Raw genomic sequence first — 19,405 nt, 5'->3', positions numbered from 1 at the left:
CGTATCATGGATGAGTCGCTCTCCCTTACACAGCCAGAAGGCATTCAGGGTGAGTGCTGGGAGGTGAGTTCAGAATGCTCCGGGTTGACTTGCACCAGCCGTCAACTCTCTAGATTCACGAAGTCGTTTCCTACTATTCCTCATAGACGCGTCGAAATTTGCTGTTATAACACGATTATAGTAAATGAGAACCAATCATGTCAAATCTTTCGGTTTGCGTGCTGAAAAAAATAGGCGTTCGCTTGATTCCTGTGGAGGCAAATCCGTGTAATCAGCAGTGATCACAATATCCGTGAACCCTGCTTCCGTGAGCCAGCGCATCAATTGAATCGGCTGGTAGGCACGCTGCCAGTGCTCTTCCTCCATTCGCTCGTACAAGCCATTTGGCTGCAAAAGGAAGAAAGTCAGCTGATGCTCTACCTCCAAACGGAGCGGGTCGCAAAAACATTGCCAAATGTACGAAACTTCATCCTCCACGTGTGTGAACGTCTCGTCGCCAAAAATATGCAGCATTTTATAAGGACTGTGTACGTCAAACAGAAAGCTTCCTCCGGGCGCCAGATGAGCAAAAACACGCTGAAAGGTCTCCTGAACATCAGCTTCCTCGGTCAAATAGCTGAGTGAATCACATAGCGAGATGACTGCGTCTGCCACAGGCAATTCCAGCTCGCGCATGTCCTGCTCCACCCAGGAAACATCGGCCTGCGCTTGCCTCATCTTGTCGTATGCGATTGCCAGCATTTCCGCCGACAAATCGACTCCCGTAACACGATATCCACGCTTGGCAAGCGGGATGGCAATCGTGCCCGTACCACAGCCAAGATCTATGACATGCTGCGGCTTCTCTCCCTTTGCCCACATGCGCTCTACCCAGTCCAACCATTGGTCATAGGGAGTGTCCGCCATCAGCCTGTCGTACACAGCTGCCATATGTGCATACGCCATCTGTATTTACCCTTGCTCTGCGAAGGAAACTTCCTCTGCATCCTTCCACAGACGCTCCAAATTATAAAATTCACGATCTTCACGGTGGAAGACATGGATTACGATATCGCCGAGGTCAACGAGAACCCAGCGTCCTTCGTCCGCACCCTCGATGCCGCGTACCGTAAAACCATTTTTGTGTGCCTGATCCCGAATTTCTCTGACGATCGCCTGCACCTGACGTTCGTTGTTACCGTGGCAAATCATGAAGTAGTCTGCAATAACGGACAGTTTCTTGATATCCAGAACCTTGAAGTTTTCTGCCTTTTTATCTGCTGCAGCCGTCACTACCAAACGTGCCAAATCATCTACTGTATTAACCATTAAACCCTCCTGCTCTCCCTTTTTGGGATACCAAATCGTTGTATGCAATCAGCGTCAACGGAAAAACCGTCTTCTGCTTTTCTATCAAGAAGCGGATCGTCCCTCCCAAAGCATGGGCGAGGGCAGCATCCAAATCATGCTGTGCCAGCGTGCGAATTTCTTCCACACCTGGATAGTTACGGTTCGGTTCTATATAGTCTGCCACACAAACCACTTTTTCTAACATCGACATACCTGCCCGGCCCGTCGTATGGTAGCGCACGGCTTGCAAAATCTCCGTGTCGGTGACGCCCAGCTCCGTTTGGATGACGATCGCCGCGGCAAATGCGTGCCACAGCTCCTTTTCTCCTTCCAAAAGCTCAGTAGGCATGTCATGGCGAACCAGAATCTCAAGCATTTTTTCAACAGGCCAGCATTTGCAGTAGTCGTGCAAGAATCCAGCCAGCTCTGCTTTTTCAGGATCTGCCCCAAATCGCTCTGCAAGCTGCTTTGCCGACGCAGCTACTCCGAGCGTATGCTGGTAACGCTTGTCGTGCATTTGCGCCCGTATCTTTTCGAGCAGAGCCTCCCGATTACTCCACATGTTCATAGAATCGGTTCTCCTTTATATAGCGTTCGACTGCATCGGGCACAAGATAACGAATACTCTTGCCGGCAGCTGCTTTATTCCGGATGAGTGTAGAAGAAATATCCCACACCGGCATCTCGACAAATGTCACGACTTCATCGTTATTGCCTTTGTCCAGCTCAGCTCCCGGCCGAGCCAGACCAATAAAGTGTATCATACGAATCAGTTCTTTGTACTGGTACCATTCGGAAAGAATCTGCACCATGTCTCCCCCAATAATAAAGGAGAATCGGTAATTTGGATACTGCGAAACAAGATCAACGATCGTGTCGTAAGTGTATGAGGGGCCTTCACGCCTAAGCTCTATATCCGTCACGAAAAAAGATTCGTGATCAGCTACAGCCAGCTCTACCATTTGCAGGCGATGCTTTGCCAGGGTAAGGCTGTTTCTTTTTTTATGAGGGGGAATATGCGTTGGCATAAACCACACCTCGTCCAGTCCTGCCTGTTCCCTCGCCTGTTCAGCTGCCAGCAAATGACCGCAGTGTATCGGATCAAATGTACCGCCCATGATGCCAATATGCTTTTGTTGTTCGTCCATGGCGATCGCCTGCCATCTACGGCAACTTGATCGTCTTGTGCTCCCGGGACTCTTTGTACAGTACAACCGTATGTCCAATCAGTTGCACCAGTTCCGCTCCAGCACCTGCCGCCAGGTCTTCTGCCACTTCGTGTTTATCGTCACTGTTGTTTTGCAGGATGGATACCTTGATCAGCTCGCGCACTTCCAGCGCTTCTTTGATCTGGGTAATCATGTTTTCATTTACTCCACCTTTTCCTACTTGGAAAATAGGGGTGAGATGATGAGCTTCTGCACGTAAAAATCGTTTTTGCTTGCCGGTTAACATCGGCATGCCTCCTTCTTTATCCTGCAATCGTTATCGATCAGGTTGTTTTCTGTAGTTGTTGCAAGACGATCTCACGCATGATCTCAGTCGGAGCCAGTTGACCTGTCCACAGCTCGAAGGCCAATGCCCCTTGATTCACGAACATGCCTACGCCGGAATGAACAGTGGCTCCAATCGCACGTGCTTCGCTAAGCAGGCGCGTTTCTAACGGATTGTAGATGAGATCGCTTACTGTTAATTGGTTATGCAGCCACTCAGTCGGTACAGGCGTTTCCTGTACATGGGGGAGCATCCCGATAGAGGTCGTATTGATGAGGAGCGAAGAATCAGCAATCGCGTCTTTCCCTTCCCCCTGCTCTACGATTTTGGTAGGGACAATTGTGCCTACATGCTCTGCCAGAACCGCAGCTCTTTCCCTTGAGCGGTTGATGATTCGAATTTCTTTCACACCTTTTTCAGCTAGAGTAAACGCAACTGCTCTGGCAGCTCCACCCGCTCCGACCATCGTTACGGTTTGTTGATCCAGAACAATTCCTGTCTCCTCTACAAGCGAGCGGACGTACCCCATTCCATCCGTATTGTAACCGATCAATCGCCCTTCGTTGATGACGACTGTATTGACAGCCCCAATTCGTTTGGCAAGTGGATCAATTTCGTCCAGCATCGGCATAATAGCTACCTTGTGCGGGATCGTTACATTAATCCCTTTCAGCCCAAGGGCACGAATGCCGGCAACAGCGTCTTCCAGATTGGCAGGCTCAACATCAAACGCAACATAGGCGAACCCCAAGCCCATCTCAGCAAAAGCCGCATTATGCATCATCGGCGACTGCGAATGAGAAACCGGATGTCCAAACAAACCAACCAGTTGTGTTTTGCTTGTAATCATGAAGATATCCTCCCCGTTATGTCTCTCTAGCGTATGGCACGGAAAAAAGGTGCTATTTTTCTTCTTCGAATTGCGACTAGATCAGCCCTTTGCGCATCCCGACACTGACACCCTTCGGCGCATGAACCACAATGCTCGCTTCATGCTTTCCTTGGAGACTGACCCAGCCCAAGCCGGAAATTACAATATCGGTTGTCGTCTCGGTCGGTTTAATTTTGAAGGAATGCTTGGCGAATGGAGGCAATGCTTTGACCGCTTCTTCTCCCGTTGGAGGCACAAGAAGGGTTCCGTGATGCTTAGCCAGCACTTCATCTGCTTTTTCCAGCTTCGTCCGATGGATGTACAGATCATTGTCAACATAAACAACGAGGGGCTGACGCGGTCCACGAACAAAATCAATTCGTGCAAGCCCACCCAAAAAGAGCGATTGACCATCATCTAATTGATATACCTTGGAATTGATTCGACTTCTTGGCGTAATTTTTCGCAGGTCAGCTGGAGAAACCATATGTCCGATCTGATCACGGTTAATAATTCCAGGTGTATCAAAAATGGAACGACCGTCTTCCAGTGGGATCTCAATCTTGTCGAGAGTCGTTCCTGGAAACGGCGATGTAGTAATTTCCATATCCGTAGAGCCGTAATCATGCAAAATCCGATTAATCATCGTTGACTTGCCTACGTTGGTAACTCCTACGATATAAACATCTCGCCCTTTGCGCAGCTCGCCGATCCGGTTCAGCAGTTCATCGATGTGATCGCCTTTTGCGGCGCTGATCAACACGACGTCTTCTGGACGCAAGCCGCGTTCTTTTGCTTCGTGCTGCATCCAGTTGCGCACGCGATTCAAATTGATGTTGCGCGGAAGCAAATCGACTTTGTTTCCGACGAGCAGGATGGGATTTTTTCCGACAAAACGAGGCAAGCCTCTCAGCCATGACCCCTGGAAGTCAAAAATATCAACAACCATAACCACCAGAGATTCAGTCGATCCGATTCCATCCAAAATCCGCAGGAAATCATCGTCGCCCATTCCTACAGGCGCCACTTCATTATAATGCTTGATGCGATAGCAGCGCTGGCAAATCACGACTTTTCTACCGAGCGCAGACGCCGGGGCATAGCCTGGCCGTTTCGCATCCTCCGTCTGAATCGTGATCCCACAGCCGGCGCAGGAACCAGACGTTTGTTCTGTCATGCTTTTCTCCTCCACGAAACCATTCCTTTCCGCTCCATCCAATTAAGGGCCACACGCTCCAACTGCCGATTGAAACGCGTCCAGAAACCGTCCGTTTGGGCTACAGGTACTACCAAGATGGTATGGAACCCGAGCCGGTTTCCGCCCAGCACATCTGTAAACAATTGATCGCCAATAACAACGGTCTCGGCAATCGTTACATTCATTTGCCGTACCGCTTGCAGGAAAGCCCGGTTCGTAGGCTTACGAGCCGAGCAAATAAATTCGATATCGAGAGGTGAACAGAAACGGTCCACACGTTCCTTGTTGTTGTTAGAGACTACCGTTACCTGAATTTCCGCTTCTTGCAAGCGTTTTAGCCAGTTTTCTACCTCGGGGGTGGCCAGCGGCCTGTCCCATTCAACCAAGGTATTGTCAAGGTCTGTAATGATGGCCCGTACCTTATTTCGCTTCAATTGATCTATATCGATATGGTGGATCGAATCCACGAACTGACTGGGCATCAGCTTCTTTAAAAACACGGGGGCACCTCCAAATGATGTGAAGCAATCAACCGCGATTTCGGCACCTACTATACCATAATCGACCACTCTGTTGCAAAAGAAAAAGCACAGAGGCCCCTTGCGTTCGGCAAACCGTTTGAGTAAAATGGAGATACTAAGAAAACTACTTTTGTTTAAACAGTTTTCCCTCAAGTAGTTTTGTCAGGGGGTTGATTGACATAAAAGACCGGATCATGAAAGGTTTTATTGAAGAGATCAGAGACAAGGGCATGAAATTTTCTATGGATGATTTGGCTCACCGACTCGGAATCAGCAAGCGCACACTGTATGAGCACTTCTCATCCAAGGTTGAAATTTTAGAAGCAATCATTAAGCAAACATTTGCAGAAGGCGATGAAAAAGCTCAGCAAATCATTGATGACGACTCTCTCTCTCTCATCGATAAGATCAAAGGGGTCATGATGGTTTTACCTACACATTATGAGTTATACGATTTACGTGTACTTGAACAGATGAAGCGCTATTACCCTGAGCAATGGGTCATGGTCGACTCGTCTCTGTCAGACGATTGGCAAACACTGCGTGAGCTTATCGAGCAGGGAATTCGCGAAGGTCAGATTGTGAATATGAACGTCACACTCCTGATGAAGCTGATCATCGATGCCGTAAACTCGACGCTTGACCAACGTTTTTACATGCAAAATCAAATTACCGTGTCGCAAGCCCTTTCTGCCATTGTCGATGTGCTTTTGTTCGGGCTGGTACCAGTGGATAAAAGGTAACCCTTTTATTCCCTTTTTTTAATAAAACCAATAAAACAAAAATAGTTTTCACAGTTATGAGGTGTTCACCATGTCGTTCTTCACACAAATGACAAAACCACAACGAACAGGTCTTCTGTTCGTCATTCTGATTTTATTTATCGACATGCTATTGTACAGCTTGTTGATTCCGATTGTTCCTTATTTTTCGGAAACACTGAAGCCTTCTTCTACGATGATGGGGGTCCTATTTAGCAGCTATGCGGTTGCCATGCTCGTGGCCACTCCGATTTTCGGCCCGATCTCTGACCGGATCGGCAGACGCATCATGCTTTTGATCGGTTTGCTTGGACTCGCTGCCTCTACGCTCCTGTTTGCTTTCTCCGAGTCCATGACGCTTTTGATTACTGCACGATTTGTACAGGGGATCTCGGCAGCAGCGACGTGGCCTACTGCTCTTGCCTTGCTCGCTGACCTGTTTCCTCCGCAAAAACGTGGAGCCGTCATGGGTACGGCTTTGACTGCCATTTCTACTGGTACCCTGCTTGGAGCTCCCATTGGCGGCTGGCTGTTTGAGATTAGTGACCACCGGATGCCATTTCTCGCCGCTGCGGCATTTACATTACTCAACATCGTTCTAGTTTTCTTGTTTTTAAAAGAAGAAACCAATCGGACTGCCAGCAAAAAGTTGGAGATGGGTGGCTTTATCCGCAATCCGCAGGTCGTCTTTATTGCCGGGATCGTGCTCTTGGCAGAAGTATCCCTCTGCTTGCTGGAGCCGACTCTCCCTCTCTTCTTTACGGAAAAGCTGGGAACCACGCCAACCACAATTGGTCTCTTATTTGCTGTGATGACTCTGGCATACGGGATGATAGCTCCTGTAGCAGGCTCGCTCTCCAGCCGCTATAATCCGTACAAACTCATGTTTGCCGGCATTCTCGCACTAGCAATCTTCATGCCTTTCCTCGTATGGTCTGGATCGCTTTGGCAAGCAGCCATCGCCATGGCACTCGTTGGCGCAGGCGTAGGCTTCACTCTGTCGCCGACACTTGCCACATTAGGCGGAATCATTGACGAAGGCGGTAGCGGGGCTTATGGTACCGCGTATTCGCTCTTTAACATGTTCCATGGTGTCGGCATGGTAGCAGGTCCATTGCTTGGCGGAATTTTGACGGATCTGTTGCCAGTGTCCAGTGCCATTCCTGTCGTAGCAGCAGCTGTGCTCGGTTTTGGCATTCTGCTATTTGTTCAATTGCGAGCAAGCAAAACCGTTCGTATCTCGCGCAAAGAAAGCGAGCTGAAATTTTGAAATTAAACCTGCGTCCGATCACAAGAGACAACTGGCGGCAAATTGCCATGCTGGCTGTCAACGAGAACCAAACGTCTTTTGTAGAGAATAATTCCTATTCGCTTGCACAATCCGGCTTTGAGACTGAATGGATCTCCGTCGGATTGTATGATGGCGATACGGCGGTCGGTTATGCCATTCACGGTGTCGATTTAGAGAACGGCCAAGTCTGGTTGGACCGCTTCATGATTGATGGCAGACATCAGGGAAGAGGGTATCCGCTACGCCTGCAATCGAATTTATCTCAGTATTCATCCTGAGAACGAGCATGCTCGCGGCCTTTACGCAAGAATGGGCTTTTATGCAAGCAAAGAGATGGATGGGGCTGAAGAAGTGATGATTCTCGATAGGAAACCAAGTATGTAAAACAGCACCCCTTTGCGCTCGTCGGCAAGGGGGTGCTGCTGTTTATTCATAGATTCATTTATTCTGCTCGCTTCTGTCTCGCCTCCATCAGCCGCTTGACTCGTTCTGTCGGAGTCCAGCATTGGAAGCGATAATCAGGACGTGTCTCGTACGTAAGACGCGAGCAGCGATAGCTGACCCCGCTCATCCCTTTTTCCACGCGAAAATGAATACAGGTCGCACAGCAATGAAACGCACCTGCTTCCTCCATCGCTCTCCCTCCTATTGCCGCAGCTTCCACGAAAACATCGTAAGCTGCTCATAACGCTCTACCTGTTGATCAGCAAAATTGGAAAAGCCAACTCCGACCAGCCTTACCCCGGCAGAATAATCAAAGGCATCGAGCAGATCATCCAGCAGATCCTGCCAATTCGCTCCTGCCATGGCTTTATGCTGCTTGGTCCGCTGGGTAAAATCCGCGTACTTGATCTTCAACGTAATGGTTTGCGGCTCTACCCCTTCTTGGCGGACGTCCTCCTCTACCTCGCGGAGCAGTGAAGTAGCAATCGGCTCAATCGATTCCCGATCATACAGATCAAACGGCAACGTCGTTTCCCGGCTCGTCGATTTAGGCGTACGATCCATTTCGATCTCCCGGCTATCTTCTCCACGTGCACGATGGTAGAGCGATTTTCCGAACTTGCCGAACAAGCCGACTACCTCATCCAATGAAAGCTGCCAAAAATCCTCTACCGTCACAATCCCTTTCTTGGCGAGCACCTCCTGCGACTTTTTCCCGACTCCGTGCAGTGTGCCAATCGGGAGTGTTCGAAGTACCTCTAGCGCTTGCTCCGGGCGAATAATCACAAAAGCATCCGGTTTTTTCAGGTCACTGGCAATTTTGGCTAGTGACATATTATACGAAAGTCCAATACTGCAGGTCAGCCCAGTCTCCCGCTTGACCCGCCGTTTTATTTCACGAGCGACAGGAACCGCATTGTCGTAATGAGAGACGTCCAAATACGCCTCGTCCAATCCAACTGTTTGATAACGCTCTGCGTAGGCCGAAAAAATCTCTCGGACCTCGGCAGATTTTTCTATATAGCGACTGTAACGAACGGGCAAATAAACACCTTGTGGACATTTTTTTCGCGCCATCGCAATGGGCATAGCCGAACGGACACCGAATTTACGTGCCTCGTAGCTACAGGTAGAGACAACGCCACGGTTTCCCGTGCCTCCCACAATAATCGGTTTACCCCGCAATTCCGGTCGATCCAGTTGTTCTACACTTGCGAAAAAGGCGTCAATATCCATGTGAAGGATTTTTCTCATGTCGGATAACCACCAAACATACATTCTCATTTGTATTATCCCTGTTTTTCGCCATGGTTGCAAGCGATGGATCTGCCTCGGCTGAGCTTGTTTTTTCAGGAATACTGTGCGATCACGGAAAGAAGCTCCGAAACAGGTGGATTCCCCTTTTTCGCATACATGATTTTCTTGTCTTTTCCAATGATATAAACGATGCGCTGTTGAAAGAACAGACCAAAAATTTTGCCCACATCATATGCGGAGCGAATGGATTCATTGGAATCCACAATCAGCGGAAAGTCATAACCAAATCTCTCTGCAAACGACTGCTTCTTGCCCATTTCCCCCGGGTTCACTCCAAACACGACCGTGTCAGCCTGCTCGATTGAGGCATAGTTGTCCTGGATGGCACACAGCTGCTTCGTGCATACAGGCGTGTCATCTCCCGGATAAAAAATCAGGACAATGTGGTTCTTGCCCAAATAGTTTTTGAGGTCCACCGGTCCCTTGGTGCTCGTTGCTATAAATGCTGGAGCTTCCGTTCCCACTTTTAACATGTCAATCACCTCTTTCCACAAGTATACATGAACAGTCGCGAAAATCTCAGGCTGTTGCTGAGAAGACGAAAAAACCGTCCTGCTCATGACAGAACGGTTTCTCCACTTTTACGCTATTCGCTATTTATCCGCCTAGGTCGCCTGCAGCTTCTGCTGTTTGACACGGGCAATGAATGCCTCCGCGATCCTCAACATGTCGCTGTCATGCGCCCACATACGCTCTGGATGCCATTGCAACCCTACGTGCAGCCCGTCGAGGCTCTCGATCGCCTCGATCACACCGTCAGCCGCGCATCCAGTCATTTTAAAGCTTGGTGCCACATCTTTTACAGATTGATGATGAGAAGTATTGACCAGCACTTCAGTCTTGCCGAGTGCATCAGCCACGAAGCCCGGCTGCAGCACGATCTTGTGTGCCCCATATTGGCGCGATCCTTTTTGCGCATGCTGCAATGCCCCTGGAACCTGTCTCGGAATATCCTGAACGAGCGTGCCGCCACAAGCAACGTTCATGATTTGCATACCACGACAAATACCTAACATCGGCTTTTTCAGCTCCATTGCCAGCTTGATGATCTCAAGCTCTGCCAGGTCTCGCTCGTATTCAATCTCTCCCAAGCCCTGCAACGGTTCTTCACCGTACAAGTGAGGGGCCGGGTCGTCACCGCCTGTCAAAATCAAACCGTCCAGCGATTCGATCATCTGACGAAACGGCGCCTCCTGTATGGTGAGCAGTGGCAGGATGAGAGGAATTCCGCCAGCGCGGGCAATTCCATCCATATACCCTGACCCTACGTAGAAGAACTGGTCCAGATTGTTACCAGGGAAAAACATTTTCGTACACGCTACGCCAATAATCGGACGCACACAATTCACTCCCTCATCCATTCTTTATTTCTTTTTTTCGTTGGACGCGTATTTGAAGTCAATGAATCCGAGGGCGTCTACTACTACATCCTTAACGCTGTCCTGTTTTACCCATGCATACGTGAAATAGTAGATTGGCATTGCTGGCATCTCATCCATGACAATGGCATCTGCTTTTTTCAGAATTTCTTTTCGCTTGGCTGCATCGCCTTCTTTTGCAGATTGGGCGAGCAGGTCCAGAAACTCTTTGTTTTCCCATTTCGATGTATTCAGGCCGCCTTTAAACACTTCGAGGAAGTTGATCGGATCGTTGAAATCGCCGATCCAGCTCGCACGTCCAATCGTGAAGTTCCCTTCCTTCATCTGTTCACGGTGTACCTTGTTTTCTTTATTAACCAGCTTTACTTCAATTCCAAACGCTTTTCTCCATTGATCCTGAATGACGGTTGCGATGCGCTGGTTTACTTCCGTCGTATTGTACGCGATCGTCAGCTCTGGCAGTTCAGTCAGACCTGCTTCCTTCATGCCTTCTGCGAGCAGTTTTTTCGCTGTCTCTACATCACCGTCTTTGATGTAGCCATCTGGAGTGAGCGCCATGGTTGGCGGCAAAATGCCTGTTGCTGGCGTACTCTTAAATGGTACGACGTTATCCGAAATTTCTTTACGGTTTACGGCTGTTGCAAAGGCCTCACGAATTTTTTTGTTGTCAAAAGGCTTCTTAGTCGTGTTAAAGATGTACCAGTACGTCCCTGCTGTCGCCTGCGATTGCATTTTACCTGAATCCTTCAGGGCATCGAGTGCATCGAGTGGCAAATCACCAAGTGGTGAGCCTGCCCAGTCCAGATCTCCTTTTTCAAACATCGACAGCTCTGTGTTTGCATCTTCAATCATGTTGACAGTGAGTTTGGACAATTTGACAGTCGCATTATCCCAATAGGAATCGCTCTTTTCAAATTCAATGACCGATTTATGCTCCCATTTTTTCAACACGAACGGACCGTTTCCGATGTAGGTTTCGGGTTTGGAAGCCCAGTCTTTGCTCGCTTCTACTACCTTTTGGTTCACTGGGAAGTAGGTGACCGATGCGACCAGCTCCGGGAAGAACGGCGCCGGGTTCTCCAGGGTTACGACAAGTGTCTTGTCGTCCGTTGCCTTTACACCAACATCCTCTGCTTTTGCTTTCTTGGAGTTAAAGGCTTCTCCATTTTTCAAATAGTACAGCTGGTACGCATAGCCGGAAGCGGTTTCAGGATCGAGAACACGTTTCCATGCGTATTCAAAGTCATGAGCGGTTACCGCATCACCGTTGGACCATTTGGAATCGCGCAAATGGAACGTGTAGGTGAGCCCATCCTCTGATACCTCGTACTTTTCGGCGACCGCCTCTTTCAGCTCGCCCTTTTCATTCAGGCGAAGGAGGCCATCAAATGCTGCCCGGGCAACAGACATCGAAGGGATATCTTCTGCCAGTCCAGGGTCGATCGTGTTCGGCTCACCTGTGTTCAGGTTCACCTGCATGGTCTGCGGGCTGGATGCTGCTTGTCCCTGCTCGGCAGTAGACGTTCCTCCATTTGTGCCCGCTTGCGGTGTACCACAGCCAGCAAAGGCCAGACTGGTCAGCAGCACAGCGCAAAATGATAGCTTTTTGAACCTTTTCACAAAAAAACCCCCGTCTCTGGAATAATTCTTCTTGATTGTTAGGAGCATGACTAAATAATATTATCTTGAGAAAATTTTGTCTACACGAAAGAAAAGGAGATGAATGAAATGCTATCGAGTCTTTCTACTTCCATAGCTGATTTGCTGCAAGAAGCGGGCGGTGAATGGGGCATTTATTTGGAAAATTTACAATCGGGTGAAAAGTTCGCTCTGAATGAAAATCAACGTTTTTATGCAGCAAGTGTTATCAAGGTTCCGATCATGACAGCCGTGTTTGCTGAGGCATATGCAGGTAAGCTCGCGCTTGAAGACAAAATCAAGCTGCGTCGTGAAGATCTGGTTGGCGGTGCAGGAGTCTTGCAGCATTTGACGCCAGGTACAGAGCTGACCGTACAGGATCTGGTCACGCTGATGATTATCCAAAGCGATAATACAGCAACGAACATGATGATCGATCTGGTTGGAACCGAAGCAATCCGTACTGCCATGAGCAAAACTGAGATGGTGAACAGCCAGTTTTACAACAAGTTGATGGTCGTCCCTGCTGAGCTAGAGGGATACAACGAGATTACCGCAGCCGACATGGGAAGCCATCTGCGCTATTTGGCTACAGGCAAAGTCATTTCGTATGACAGCTGTCTAAAAATGATCCATATCTTGAAGCAGCAGCAGCACCGTGATCGCATTCCTTCCCTGCTGCCCGATCCAGATGGTGATTTCATCGGCATGGTGCCGAAATGGGAATTCGCGAGCAAGACAGGCTCTGTTACCAACATCACCCACGATGTCGGTATCCTCTACGTGGGCGGACACGCTGTTACGATCAGTGTGCTGAACAAAGGGCTGAAGCAAAAAGCAGCTGCAGATGTCATGGCACGCATCGGCAGCCTCGTATACGGAGTGTACACTTCATAAATCGCCAAAAATGGAAACGCTATCTTTGCCGCCAGCTATATTTGGCGGCTTTTCTTTTGACGAAAAACAGGCGCACCCTCGTATGAAGGGAGCACCCGTTATCATTTTCTTACATTATTCTTTTTCCAAAATCAGCTTGGCTACATTCAATGCACTGGAGAAAGACAGCTCGGACAGTTGTCCTTGGCCCTCACACCAGTCACCAGCAAAGAACAGGTTGCGGTAATCCGGCAGCGAAATTGGCAATGGCTTCTGGTTCATGGTCCATTTGATCTCCTGTACAATCGCACGAGTGGAGACGCGTGGCACAACCAGTTGCTCACGCCAGCCAGCAAAATGCTTGTCGTACAGGTTTTCAATTTCCAGTTTACGCTGCTCGGCTGCTTCCTTGTTCCCTACATCTGCTTGACGCATATACGCGGTTGCCTGCAAAAGCTGTCCGCCCTCAGGTACACAGGTCGGGTCGTAATACGAGATATCCGTAATAAAGATGTTGTTTTGCTTGTCGTAGATGTACGAGAACGGAACGTCAACGCGTTCTTTGAGTCCGATATCATAGACGATAACCACAGTTGGCTCGTACTCTGCATGCTGTGCAATCGCATGCTCCAGACGTGTTTCAGCGAAGACTTTGACCATCTCTTTCGGCGGAATACAGCTGATAAACTCGTCTGCAGTAAACTCACCCTCAGGTGTGACCACTCCCACGACACGATCATCTTCAACATGGAACTGCTCCACTTTCGTTTTGGTCAAAATTGTCCCATTATTCGCTTCAATGACACGAACAAATTCATTAATCAGCGCCTGCCAGCCACCAGCGATGTAAGCAACAGGCTTATTCGTTGTAAACAGACGGCTGTAGTATGCGAAGAATACGTCAGACGGAATTTTTTCCGGTTCACGTGTAAAGAAGTTGGAGGAAGCGAGCGTCAGCATCATATCCTTGACTTCTTCATTCACATGCTTCTTCTCCATCCACTTTTGAATGGACATATGTGGATGGCCCTTTTCCATTTTCAACATGGTTTTTAAAATTTCAAACGTAAACAACACTTTGTCCAAACCGGTCAACAGCTTTGTTTGGAACAGACCTTGTACGTTGGAAGGAACAGCTGTGAGCTCGTCTCCAATATCGTACTTGGCCTTGGTCGGATTAAAGTCTTGCCAATCAATGTGAAGTCCCAGCTCTTTTTCAAACGTTCTTAGAACAGAGCTGTCGCGAGCATAAATAGCGTGGGCACCGAAGTTAAAGTTGAAGCCCTTGATCTTCAATGTAACAGCACGTCCACCTAATTGACCGCGTTCCAAAACAGCAACTTTTTTGCCTTTCGATGACAGGTAGGCAGCGCTGGAAAGTCCAGCTAGTCCTCCACCTACAATAACAACGTCATAGTGATTGGTTGTCATACACAATCTCCCCTACGCACTAGCGATGTTGATAAGAAAAAACCTCTATCGAGGCGTGCTCATAAATGAGCGACCGCATTTAAACCCTATCCTAGAATACTGGATGTATAAGGTGGAAGTCAACTATTATTGAACTGTGTCTATTTTTATACTAGCACATACCATTTATTTCCTCTGCATCCATCATGCTATAATGAAAAGAAACCAGAAAAGAGAAGGGTGCTTTCACTCATGAACTGGAATTCTCCTATCCCTCTGCAAGCTCAAACGCTGAACTCATTGCCATCCATTATGGAGAGCCATGAGCCACTACTCTCTCTCAAGCAGTATTCCCCTGAGATTGAGGTATATCCCGCTTACTATCGCGAAGGCTTGTCAGGCGCAATCGATGATTGCCTGCTGCGTCATGGTGTCGCACAGCGCTTGAAAAAAGCGGCAGAGCTCCTCCCGGCAGGGATACGGCTCGTACTGTTGGATGGCTATCGGCCGATTGCGGTCCAACAGGCTTTATATGATCGGCAAAGAAATCACTTGCTTGAGCAAGGGTGGACAGAGAGTGAAGAGATGTATGCCGAATTGCATCGCTTTGTTGCCCGCCCCACAGTCGATCCGGCTAAGCCGCCACGCCATTTCACGGGTGGTGCTGTTGATTTAACGCTTACAGGTCCAAACGGATGGCTTAATATGGGGACCCCTTTTGATGATTTCAGCGAACGTGCAGCTACACGCTATTATGAACAAAAATCTGATCTGCAACCTGATGAGCAACTGATTCGTGACCACCGTCGGCTATTGTACCATGTCATGAATCAGGTTGGCTTCACTAATTATTCAGATGAGTGGTGGCATTTTGATTTTGGCAATCAAGCCTGGGCAATATTGACAGGAAATGAGAGGGCATGCTATGGCGGTGTAGTACCGCAAGCATCCAACTGAACAGCAAAAAACGGGGCCGCATACATCGCCCCGTTTTTCCATTAAATCCCTTACTCATTTCTCCGTGTCATTTGCTGCCATACCGTACCACTTGCCGCTTCGCCACTTGCAATCCGTTCAACGGCCATTTGTACCTGGAGACTGACCTCGAACTCGGGATCATTCTGTGTCGCACGCAATGCCTCAAGTGCAGACTCATCTCCCACCTCAAACAAAAAGCGGGCTGCACGCCAGCGAACCAGCTTGTTACGATCCTTCAGCGCCTCGCACATCGGCGCAATCGCTCTTTCATCTCCTAAGTCGGACAAGGTATCACCTGCCGTACGTCTTACGGAGACGGAGTCATCACGAAGTGCTTCAAACAAGAGTGGGAAAACAGAGTCTCCCCCCACCATACCCAAATAAACGACAGCAAGTCTACGGATGGACGGCTTGGAATCACGCAGCGCCTTTCCAAGAACTGGCATATCTTCCTCCGTCGGCTCCATCCGATCGAGAGCCTCATATCGTTTTTGCCAGTCTGGATCGTCGAGCATCTCGAGTGTAACACCCTTTTTTTCACGTACGACAGGCTCGGGAGCTTCTCCCGGCCCCAGCTGCATCGCCTGTTCTACGAGCTCCTCCACACGACTCTGTGGGTAGGAAGCATCGATTTCCGCGGCTACCTCTTCCCCAATCTCACGCAAATCCCCATAGCGTACGCCATGCTCTACCCATTTGCGCTCCATGATCAGGTTTGGTGAAGCAGAGCCAGCACCTACAGCCGCTTGCCCAAAACGCTCTGGCAACGCCGCCCGGATTTGCTCTGTCCCCATCGTCACCTTCACTTGCATCGGTACCCCGCGAAACATTTGGATAAACACTTGTGCCTCACCAAACGCACCAGCATCTGCTGTGGACGGTACTACAACAGCTGCACCAGCACCCACCTGCAGGATTTCTCTCGCATGCGTCAAGATACGCTGCCAGTCCGCATTCGATTTACGCTCCAGGGCGAGAAAATCAGCGGTATGAAAAATAGAAGTTACTCCATCAATTTCGAGTAGCTTGCCCATCAATTCAGGTGCCTTTGCAGCCCCCGCTTTTGTATAAACATGTTGAACGCCATCTGGCAAACGCTCGTCCACATTAAGCTTCATCACGTTTGGACTTGGCGTTGGTTCGATCGACAACAGTTTCATCAATTGTCACTCCTTTTTCCGTACTGCTTCAAGCATCCTCTCTATCGTAGCACGCCAGCTCCCTCCATTTCCAATCTGGAGACGCAGCAAATGCAGTTTGACGCTTCATCACCTGAAGCACATACTTTTTGGCTAAAAGTAATGGCGTCTTATTTCATGAATAATTTCCTCCAGATTGTTTGCCACCTGTGGGATCGCATACCCGACATACAATGGTGAGGTAACAAAACGCGGTACGACTTTGGCAATCAGCTTGTCTTTCCAGTGATAGAAAAAGAAATTATAGCTTTTATTTCGCACATTCACATGATTAAGCACCCAGTGAGCAAGAATTTGCAGATAATTCGCCATTTGGGGCAAACGATCCCAGTCTGATAAGACTACATTGTATTCAAAAAAACCGGCACGCGGATGCGTCGAAAGCGTGCACTCAATCCCCGCTTCCTTGTCGATGGTCTTCCCGATAAAATCACTATCCTTTACTTGCGCGAGGTAGTCATAATGGTTCAGCCCGACAATTTGCATATGTGGATGACGAATGCTTCCTCCCGATAAAGGACCGTGGTTTTTGAAAAAAAGAACAGATTGAAAGGAGCCGCTCCGCTCCATCTCCAGCCATTTTTCTACCCCAAAGGACAGCAGAGCATGTACATGCTCCTTGGAGTAAACCGACCAGTCTCCCTCACAGTCATCCGACTCAATCAAGACGGTTTGATAGGTTTCTTGCAAGACCGGAAATTTATTCATCAGCCAGATCATCGATCCTCGCTGCTCCAGCACGTCTGTAAGACTATTGTGATCACAAAATGGACAAGCCGTTTCCCGGTTGATTACACTCTCTGGTTTTCTTCTGCCCATTTGCATGTTAAAGTGCAAATGCGTTTGTGTCATACAAGCGTCCCTCCCGTTCCTTTCTCCTTCACTTTACACGAAATCGCGCGGGAAAATCATTTGTTTTTCGGACCTCTGACACTTCATTTCCTTTCGAAAGCATCCCTAGCCCCTTTTAAGTTTGGGCAGCGGATCGCTTTTTTTATCTCAAACGCTTTGCATACAATGAGAAGTAGTGAATATCGGAAAGGTGTTGGATACAGATGGAGAGGTCTTTTTATTATCCTGTTAGCTGGAGTGAAGCGCAAAAATACAAAATGATGCTGGATCAAGAAGGCGTCCCTTATGAAATTTTATCTCCTGTCGATTTGCCTATTCTGGAGCAAGGGAAGCTCGCTATCGTCTTCCCCTCCATCCCTCTGCGCCTGTATGCCTGGGTCCGTGCGCTGTTTTATCGGGATGGCCTGCGCTATCCAGACCCATTCTCCCTGGACTTCAAGCTGAAATCGGGTAAATAACAAACAGGGACCGCTTCTGCCCTTTCACATAGGATGTTGATAGATGCGCTTGGTTCCCCCTAAATGGAGGAGGTGAAGAAGATGCCGTCCTACAACATCCGCATTTCGCTCGCCAATTTGAGACTTGATCTCTTTGACGGTACCCGGCTTGTCCGCTCCTTTCCGGTTGCGCTCGGAAAGATCGCTACCTCAACCCCACGCGGGGATTTTACTATAGTCACTAAAGTGCCGTATCCAGGCTCATATCCGGGGGGTCCGCTCAGTGTGTTCGGCACCTATTGGCTCGGCCTGAGTAAGCCGCATTATGGCATCCACGGAACGAACAATCCTTCCTCGATTGGCCATTACGTATCACATGGTTGTATTCGCATGTTCAATGAGGACGTCAATTTTTTGGCGAGGACGGTTTCCATTGGTACGCCAGTACGTATTAGACCGCAGTAATGTATTGGGTCAAAGCAAAGACCCGCCTCTTTTTATTCCCGAGGCGGGTCTTCCTTTTTCCCTTACATGAAGCGAGTCTTTTTTTCCGCGGTTACATGCGCTTCATCTGATTCAATGTATACAAGAAATCTTCTGGCTTGCTTGTACATAATCGATAGCGTCATTTCTCTCATTTTGTTCATGATCGCATCTTTTTCGTCAGGGTGCACTTCGCAAGCGAGTTTTTGTTCTTGCTGGGCAAGATAGGACTCTACCCATTCTGGATCCAATTTATAAGCAGGCAACGACAGCGACTCCTCTACTCAAGTAATCTCCTCTAGTCTACAGGATGAAAGGAGTGCTTTCACAGCCTCAATTACTGGCTAAACAAACAGAGATTGGCACTCGTCCTTTTCCTTCCACTTTTACTCAACCGAAAAAGAGACGAACTCCTCGGGGTGGCTTCGAATATAACGATAAATGATAAGGAACGTGTCCGGTACATGCTGCCGATAATCATGATAGATTCGATCAACCGTTTCCCGAAGCAGAGCATCCTCTTCCAAATCCTGTCCGGTTACATCTGCTAACGACTTGCCTAGTCTCTCGTTTCTTTCCTCTAAAACATCGTTCATTTCCTCGAGTAGGGCGATGATGCTTTCTTGGTCGAAAAAGCGCAAGCCTGCCTGAATCCCGATCCAGTAAGAAAATTCCTGTCTCGTATACGCCAGCCAGCAATAAAACTCCAGAGCAGATCCACATGCATGATCATGCCAAACATGAAACATAAACAAAGCTCGCTGCCCGACTGTGAGCCCTTGATACACCTCTGCCTTTACAGACGGACGCTTTCCCCTGAGCGGTAATAGTACCGGCTCTATACATGCTCGGCCCAACTGTTCAGGCGTCAGTGAATCAAAAAGCTCTCGCTTCATCGCTATCAACATTCAATCACTCCCCTTCCTC

Annotated in this window: 26 protein-coding genes and 1 other annotated feature (1 of these 27 cut by a window edge); of the genes, 8 read left to right on the top strand and 18 right to left on the bottom strand. The window is 48.7% G+C overall.

The annotated features are described in order from the left end of the window. Positions 1-156 (bottom strand) — a binding site (T-box leader); it reaches 79 nt to the left of the window's first position. Between the two features lie 39 nt (positions 157-195). From ADS79_RS08925 to ADS79_RS08890, 8 genes are all read right to left on the bottom strand, one after another. After that, a complete protein-coding gene (locus ADS79_RS08925; RefSeq protein ID WP_049738041.1) occupies positions 196-945 on the bottom strand; it encodes a class I SAM-dependent DNA methyltransferase in 750 nt (249 codons plus the stop codon). A gap of 6 nt (positions 946-951) precedes the next feature. After that, on the bottom strand, positions 952-1,308 hold the full coding sequence (rsfS, locus tag ADS79_RS08920) for a ribosome silencing factor (protein WP_049738040.1): 357 nt from the start codon (positions 1,306-1,308) through the stop codon (positions 952-954). Beyond that, a complete protein-coding gene (gene yqeK, locus ADS79_RS08915) occupies positions 1,301-1,897 on the bottom strand; it encodes a bis(5'-nucleosyl)-tetraphosphatase (symmetrical) YqeK (RefSeq protein WP_084765723.1) in 597 nt (198 codons plus the stop codon). Before yqeK ends, rsfS begins: the two co-directional genes overlap by 8 nt. Further along, entirely contained in the window at positions 1,881-2,477 is a 597-nt protein-coding gene (locus tag ADS79_RS08910; protein ID WP_049738039.1) for a nicotinate-nucleotide adenylyltransferase, read from the bottom strand. The genes yqeK and ADS79_RS08910 overlap by 17 nt, the downstream gene beginning before the upstream one ends. A 16-nt stretch (positions 2,478-2,493) precedes the next feature. Continuing rightward, positions 2,494-2,784 carry a ribosome assembly RNA-binding protein YhbY gene (gene yhbY / locus ADS79_RS08905; RefSeq protein WP_049738038.1) on the bottom strand — a complete coding sequence of 97 codons (291 nt, stop codon included), beginning with the start codon at positions 2,782-2,784 and terminating at the stop codon, positions 2,494-2,496. A gap of 37 nt (positions 2,785-2,821) precedes the next feature. Continuing rightward, positions 2,822-3,673, bottom strand: a complete 852-nt coding sequence (locus tag ADS79_RS08900) for a shikimate dehydrogenase (protein ID WP_049738037.1) — start codon at positions 3,671-3,673, stop codon at positions 2,822-2,824. 76 nt (positions 3,674-3,749) lie between these two features. Continuing rightward, positions 3,750-4,871 carry a ribosome biogenesis GTPase YqeH gene (yqeH, locus tag ADS79_RS08895; protein ID WP_049738036.1) on the bottom strand — a complete coding sequence of 374 codons (1,122 nt, stop codon included), beginning with the start codon at positions 4,869-4,871 and terminating at the stop codon, positions 3,750-3,752. Then, positions 4,868-5,431: a YqeG family HAD IIIA-type phosphatase gene (locus ADS79_RS08890; protein WP_255323692.1), complete on the bottom strand. Its 564-nt coding sequence runs from the start codon at positions 5,429-5,431 to the stop codon at positions 4,868-4,870. Before ADS79_RS08890 ends, yqeH begins: the two co-directional genes overlap by 4 nt. A gap of 176 nt (positions 5,432-5,607) precedes the next feature. On the opposite strand from ADS79_RS08890, the gene ADS79_RS08885 reads away from it, so the two are divergent. From ADS79_RS08885 to ADS79_RS36615, 4 genes are all read left to right on the top strand, one after another. After that, positions 5,608-6,156, top strand: coding sequence for a TetR/AcrR family transcriptional regulator (locus ADS79_RS08885; RefSeq protein WP_236699920.1), 549 nt, complete (start codon positions 5,608-5,610; stop codon positions 6,154-6,156). A 70-nt stretch (positions 6,157-6,226) separates the two neighbouring features. Then, positions 6,227-7,444, top strand: coding sequence for an MFS transporter (locus ADS79_RS08880; RefSeq protein ID WP_049738034.1), 1,218 nt, complete (start codon positions 6,227-6,229; stop codon positions 7,442-7,444). Beyond that, the gene (locus ADS79_RS08875; RefSeq protein ID WP_236699919.1) at positions 7,441-7,743 is read left to right on the top strand and encodes a GNAT family N-acetyltransferase; all 303 of its coding nucleotides are present in this window, start codon (positions 7,441-7,443) and stop codon (positions 7,741-7,743) included. The genes ADS79_RS08880 and ADS79_RS08875 overlap by 4 nt, the downstream gene beginning before the upstream one ends. Further along, positions 7,676-7,849 carry a GNAT family protein gene (locus ADS79_RS36615; RefSeq protein ID WP_328136133.1) on the top strand — a complete coding sequence of 58 codons (174 nt, stop codon included), beginning with the start codon at positions 7,676-7,678 and terminating at the stop codon, positions 7,847-7,849. The genes ADS79_RS08875 and ADS79_RS36615 overlap by 68 nt, the downstream gene beginning before the upstream one ends. Positions 7,850-7,907: 58 nt before the next feature. Here the strand turns inward: ADS79_RS36615 and ADS79_RS08870 are convergent, their stop codons facing one another. From ADS79_RS08870 to ADS79_RS08850, 5 genes are all read right to left on the bottom strand, one after another. Next, the gene (locus ADS79_RS08870) at positions 7,908-8,099 is read right to left on the bottom strand and encodes a hypothetical protein (protein WP_049738033.1); all 192 of its coding nucleotides are present in this window, start codon (positions 8,097-8,099) and stop codon (positions 7,908-7,910) included. A gap of 11 nt (positions 8,100-8,110) precedes the next feature. After that, a complete protein-coding gene (locus ADS79_RS08865; protein WP_049738032.1) occupies positions 8,111-9,163 on the bottom strand; it encodes a DNA polymerase IV in 1,053 nt (350 codons plus the stop codon). A 95-nt stretch (positions 9,164-9,258) separates the two neighbouring features. Beyond that, a complete protein-coding gene (locus ADS79_RS08860; RefSeq protein WP_049738184.1) occupies positions 9,259-9,699 on the bottom strand; it encodes a peroxiredoxin in 441 nt (146 codons plus the stop codon). A 132-nt stretch (positions 9,700-9,831) separates the two neighbouring features. Further along, positions 9,832-10,566: a gamma-glutamyl-gamma-aminobutyrate hydrolase family protein gene (locus tag ADS79_RS08855; RefSeq protein ID WP_049738031.1), complete on the bottom strand. Its 735-nt coding sequence runs from the start codon at positions 10,564-10,566 to the stop codon at positions 9,832-9,834. A 24-nt stretch (positions 10,567-10,590) separates the two neighbouring features. Then, positions 10,591-12,225, bottom strand: coding sequence for a peptide ABC transporter substrate-binding protein (locus ADS79_RS08850; protein WP_049738030.1), 1,635 nt, complete (start codon positions 12,223-12,225; stop codon positions 10,591-10,593). Positions 12,226-12,333: 108 nt separating this feature from the next. On the opposite strand from ADS79_RS08850, the gene ADS79_RS08845 reads away from it, so the two are divergent. Continuing rightward, the gene (locus ADS79_RS08845) at positions 12,334-13,140 is read left to right on the top strand and encodes a serine hydrolase (RefSeq protein ID WP_049738029.1); all 807 of its coding nucleotides are present in this window, start codon (positions 12,334-12,336) and stop codon (positions 13,138-13,140) included. A 114-nt stretch (positions 13,141-13,254) separates the two neighbouring features. On the opposite strand, the gene ADS79_RS08840 is transcribed toward ADS79_RS08845, so the two are convergent. Further along, positions 13,255-14,550 carry a phytoene desaturase family protein gene (locus tag ADS79_RS08840; RefSeq protein WP_049738028.1) on the bottom strand — a complete coding sequence of 432 codons (1,296 nt, stop codon included), beginning with the start codon at positions 14,548-14,550 and terminating at the stop codon, positions 13,255-13,257. 231 nt (positions 14,551-14,781) lie between these two features. On the opposite strand from ADS79_RS08840, the gene ADS79_RS08835 reads away from it, so the two are divergent. Continuing rightward, positions 14,782-15,486 carry a M15 family metallopeptidase gene (locus ADS79_RS08835; protein ID WP_049738027.1) on the top strand — a complete coding sequence of 235 codons (705 nt, stop codon included), beginning with the start codon at positions 14,782-14,784 and terminating at the stop codon, positions 15,484-15,486. Between the two features lie 50 nt (positions 15,487-15,536). On the opposite strand, the gene ADS79_RS08830 is transcribed toward ADS79_RS08835, so the two are convergent. Beyond that, positions 15,537-16,667: a virulence factor gene (locus tag ADS79_RS08830; protein ID WP_049738026.1), complete on the bottom strand. Its 1,131-nt coding sequence runs from the start codon at positions 16,665-16,667 to the stop codon at positions 15,537-15,539. Between the two features lie 132 nt (positions 16,668-16,799). Then, positions 16,800-17,558 (bottom strand): DUF4931 domain-containing protein, encoded by a 759-nt coding sequence (locus ADS79_RS08825; protein WP_049738025.1) that lies wholly within the window; start codon positions 17,556-17,558, stop codon positions 16,800-16,802. Between the two features lie 203 nt (positions 17,559-17,761). Here ADS79_RS08825 and ADS79_RS08820 point away from each other — a divergent pair, with 203 nt between their 5' ends. Together ADS79_RS08820 and ADS79_RS08815 are read left to right on the top strand one after the other, a co-directional pair. Continuing rightward, positions 17,762-18,016, top strand: a complete 255-nt coding sequence (locus ADS79_RS08820) for a hypothetical protein (protein ID WP_049738024.1) — start codon at positions 17,762-17,764, stop codon at positions 18,014-18,016. Positions 18,017-18,097: 81 nt separating this feature from the next. Continuing rightward, positions 18,098-18,460, top strand: a complete 363-nt coding sequence (locus ADS79_RS08815; RefSeq protein WP_049738023.1) for a L,D-transpeptidase — start codon at positions 18,098-18,100, stop codon at positions 18,458-18,460. A gap of 62 nt (positions 18,461-18,522) precedes the next feature. Here ADS79_RS08815 and ADS79_RS08810 read toward each other — a convergent pair whose 3' ends face one another. Together ADS79_RS08810 and ADS79_RS08805 are read right to left on the bottom strand one after the other, a co-directional pair. Further along, positions 18,523-18,744 carry a hypothetical protein gene (locus tag ADS79_RS08810; RefSeq protein ID WP_049738022.1) on the bottom strand — a complete coding sequence of 74 codons (222 nt, stop codon included), beginning with the start codon at positions 18,742-18,744 and terminating at the stop codon, positions 18,523-18,525. A gap of 120 nt (positions 18,745-18,864) precedes the next feature. Next, positions 18,865-19,386, bottom strand: a complete 522-nt coding sequence (locus ADS79_RS08805; protein ID WP_049738021.1) for a hypothetical protein — start codon at positions 19,384-19,386, stop codon at positions 18,865-18,867. Between the last annotated feature and the right edge of the window lie 19 nt (positions 19,387-19,405).

The organism is Brevibacillus reuszeri, assembly GCF_001187725.1.
Classification (GTDB): Bacteria; Bacillota; Bacilli; order Brevibacillales; family Brevibacillaceae; genus Brevibacillus; species Brevibacillus reuszeri.
Note: the sequence above shows the minus strand (reverse complement) of the source record. Positions and strands in the feature narration are given on the sequence as shown.

Excerpts from the sequence above, each read along its gene's own strand:
- ADS79_RS08925 (WP_049738041.1), bottom strand. The coding sequence starts at position 945 with ATGGCGTATGCACATATGGCAGCTGTGTACGACAGGCTGATGGCGGAC.
- rsfS (WP_049738040.1), bottom strand. The coding sequence starts at position 1,308 with ATGGTTAATACAGTAGATGATTTGGCACGTTTGGTAGTGACGGCTGCA.
- yqeK (WP_084765723.1), bottom strand. The coding sequence starts at position 1,897 with ATGAACATGTGGAGTAATCGGGAGGCTCTGCTCGAAAAGATACGGGCG.
- ADS79_RS08910 (WP_049738039.1), bottom strand. The coding sequence starts at position 2,477 with ATGGACGAACAACAAAAGCATATTGGCATCATGGGCGGTACATTTGAT.
- yhbY (WP_049738038.1), bottom strand. The coding sequence starts at position 2,784 with ATGTTAACCGGCAAGCAAAAACGATTTTTACGTGCAGAAGCTCATCAT.
- ADS79_RS08900 (WP_049738037.1), bottom strand. The coding sequence starts at position 3,673 with ATGATTACAAGCAAAACACAACTGGTTGGTTTGTTTGGACATCCGGTT.
- yqeH (WP_049738036.1), bottom strand. The coding sequence starts at position 4,871 with ATGACAGAACAAACGTCTGGTTCCTGCGCCGGCTGTGGGATCACGATT.
- ADS79_RS08885 (WP_236699920.1), top strand. The coding sequence starts at position 5,608 with ATGAAAGGTTTTATTGAAGAGATCAGAGACAAGGGCATGAAATTTTCT.
- ADS79_RS08880 (WP_049738034.1), top strand. The coding sequence starts at position 6,227 with ATGTCGTTCTTCACACAAATGACAAAACCACAACGAACAGGTCTTCTG.
- ADS79_RS36615 (WP_328136133.1), top strand. The coding sequence starts at position 7,676 with ATGGCAGACATCAGGGAAGAGGGTATCCGCTACGCCTGCAATCGAATT.
- ADS79_RS08870 (WP_049738033.1), bottom strand. The coding sequence starts at position 8,099 with ATGGAGGAAGCAGGTGCGTTTCATTGCTGTGCGACCTGTATTCATTTT.
- ADS79_RS08865 (WP_049738032.1), bottom strand. The coding sequence starts at position 9,163 with ATGAGAAAAATCCTTCACATGGATATTGACGCCTTTTTCGCAAGTGTA.
- ADS79_RS08860 (WP_049738184.1), bottom strand. The coding sequence starts at position 9,699 with ATGTTAAAAGTGGGAACGGAAGCTCCAGCATTTATAGCAACGAGCACC.
- ADS79_RS08845 (WP_049738029.1), top strand. The coding sequence starts at position 12,334 with ATGCTATCGAGTCTTTCTACTTCCATAGCTGATTTGCTGCAAGAAGCG.
- ADS79_RS08840 (WP_049738028.1), bottom strand. The coding sequence starts at position 14,550 with ATGACAACCAATCACTATGACGTTGTTATTGTAGGTGGAGGACTAGCT.
- ADS79_RS08835 (WP_049738027.1), top strand. The coding sequence starts at position 14,782 with ATGAACTGGAATTCTCCTATCCCTCTGCAAGCTCAAACGCTGAACTCA.
- ADS79_RS08830 (WP_049738026.1), bottom strand. The coding sequence starts at position 16,667 with ATGAAACTGTTGTCGATCGAACCAACGCCAAGTCCAAACGTGATGAAG.
- ADS79_RS08825 (WP_049738025.1), bottom strand. The coding sequence starts at position 17,558 with ATGACACAAACGCATTTGCACTTTAACATGCAAATGGGCAGAAGAAAA.
- ADS79_RS08820 (WP_049738024.1), top strand. The coding sequence starts at position 17,762 with ATGGAGAGGTCTTTTTATTATCCTGTTAGCTGGAGTGAAGCGCAAAAA.
- ADS79_RS08815 (WP_049738023.1), top strand. The coding sequence starts at position 18,098 with ATGCCGTCCTACAACATCCGCATTTCGCTCGCCAATTTGAGACTTGAT.
- ADS79_RS08805 (WP_049738021.1), bottom strand. The coding sequence starts at position 19,386 with ATGTTGATAGCGATGAAGCGAGAGCTTTTTGATTCACTGACGCCTGAA.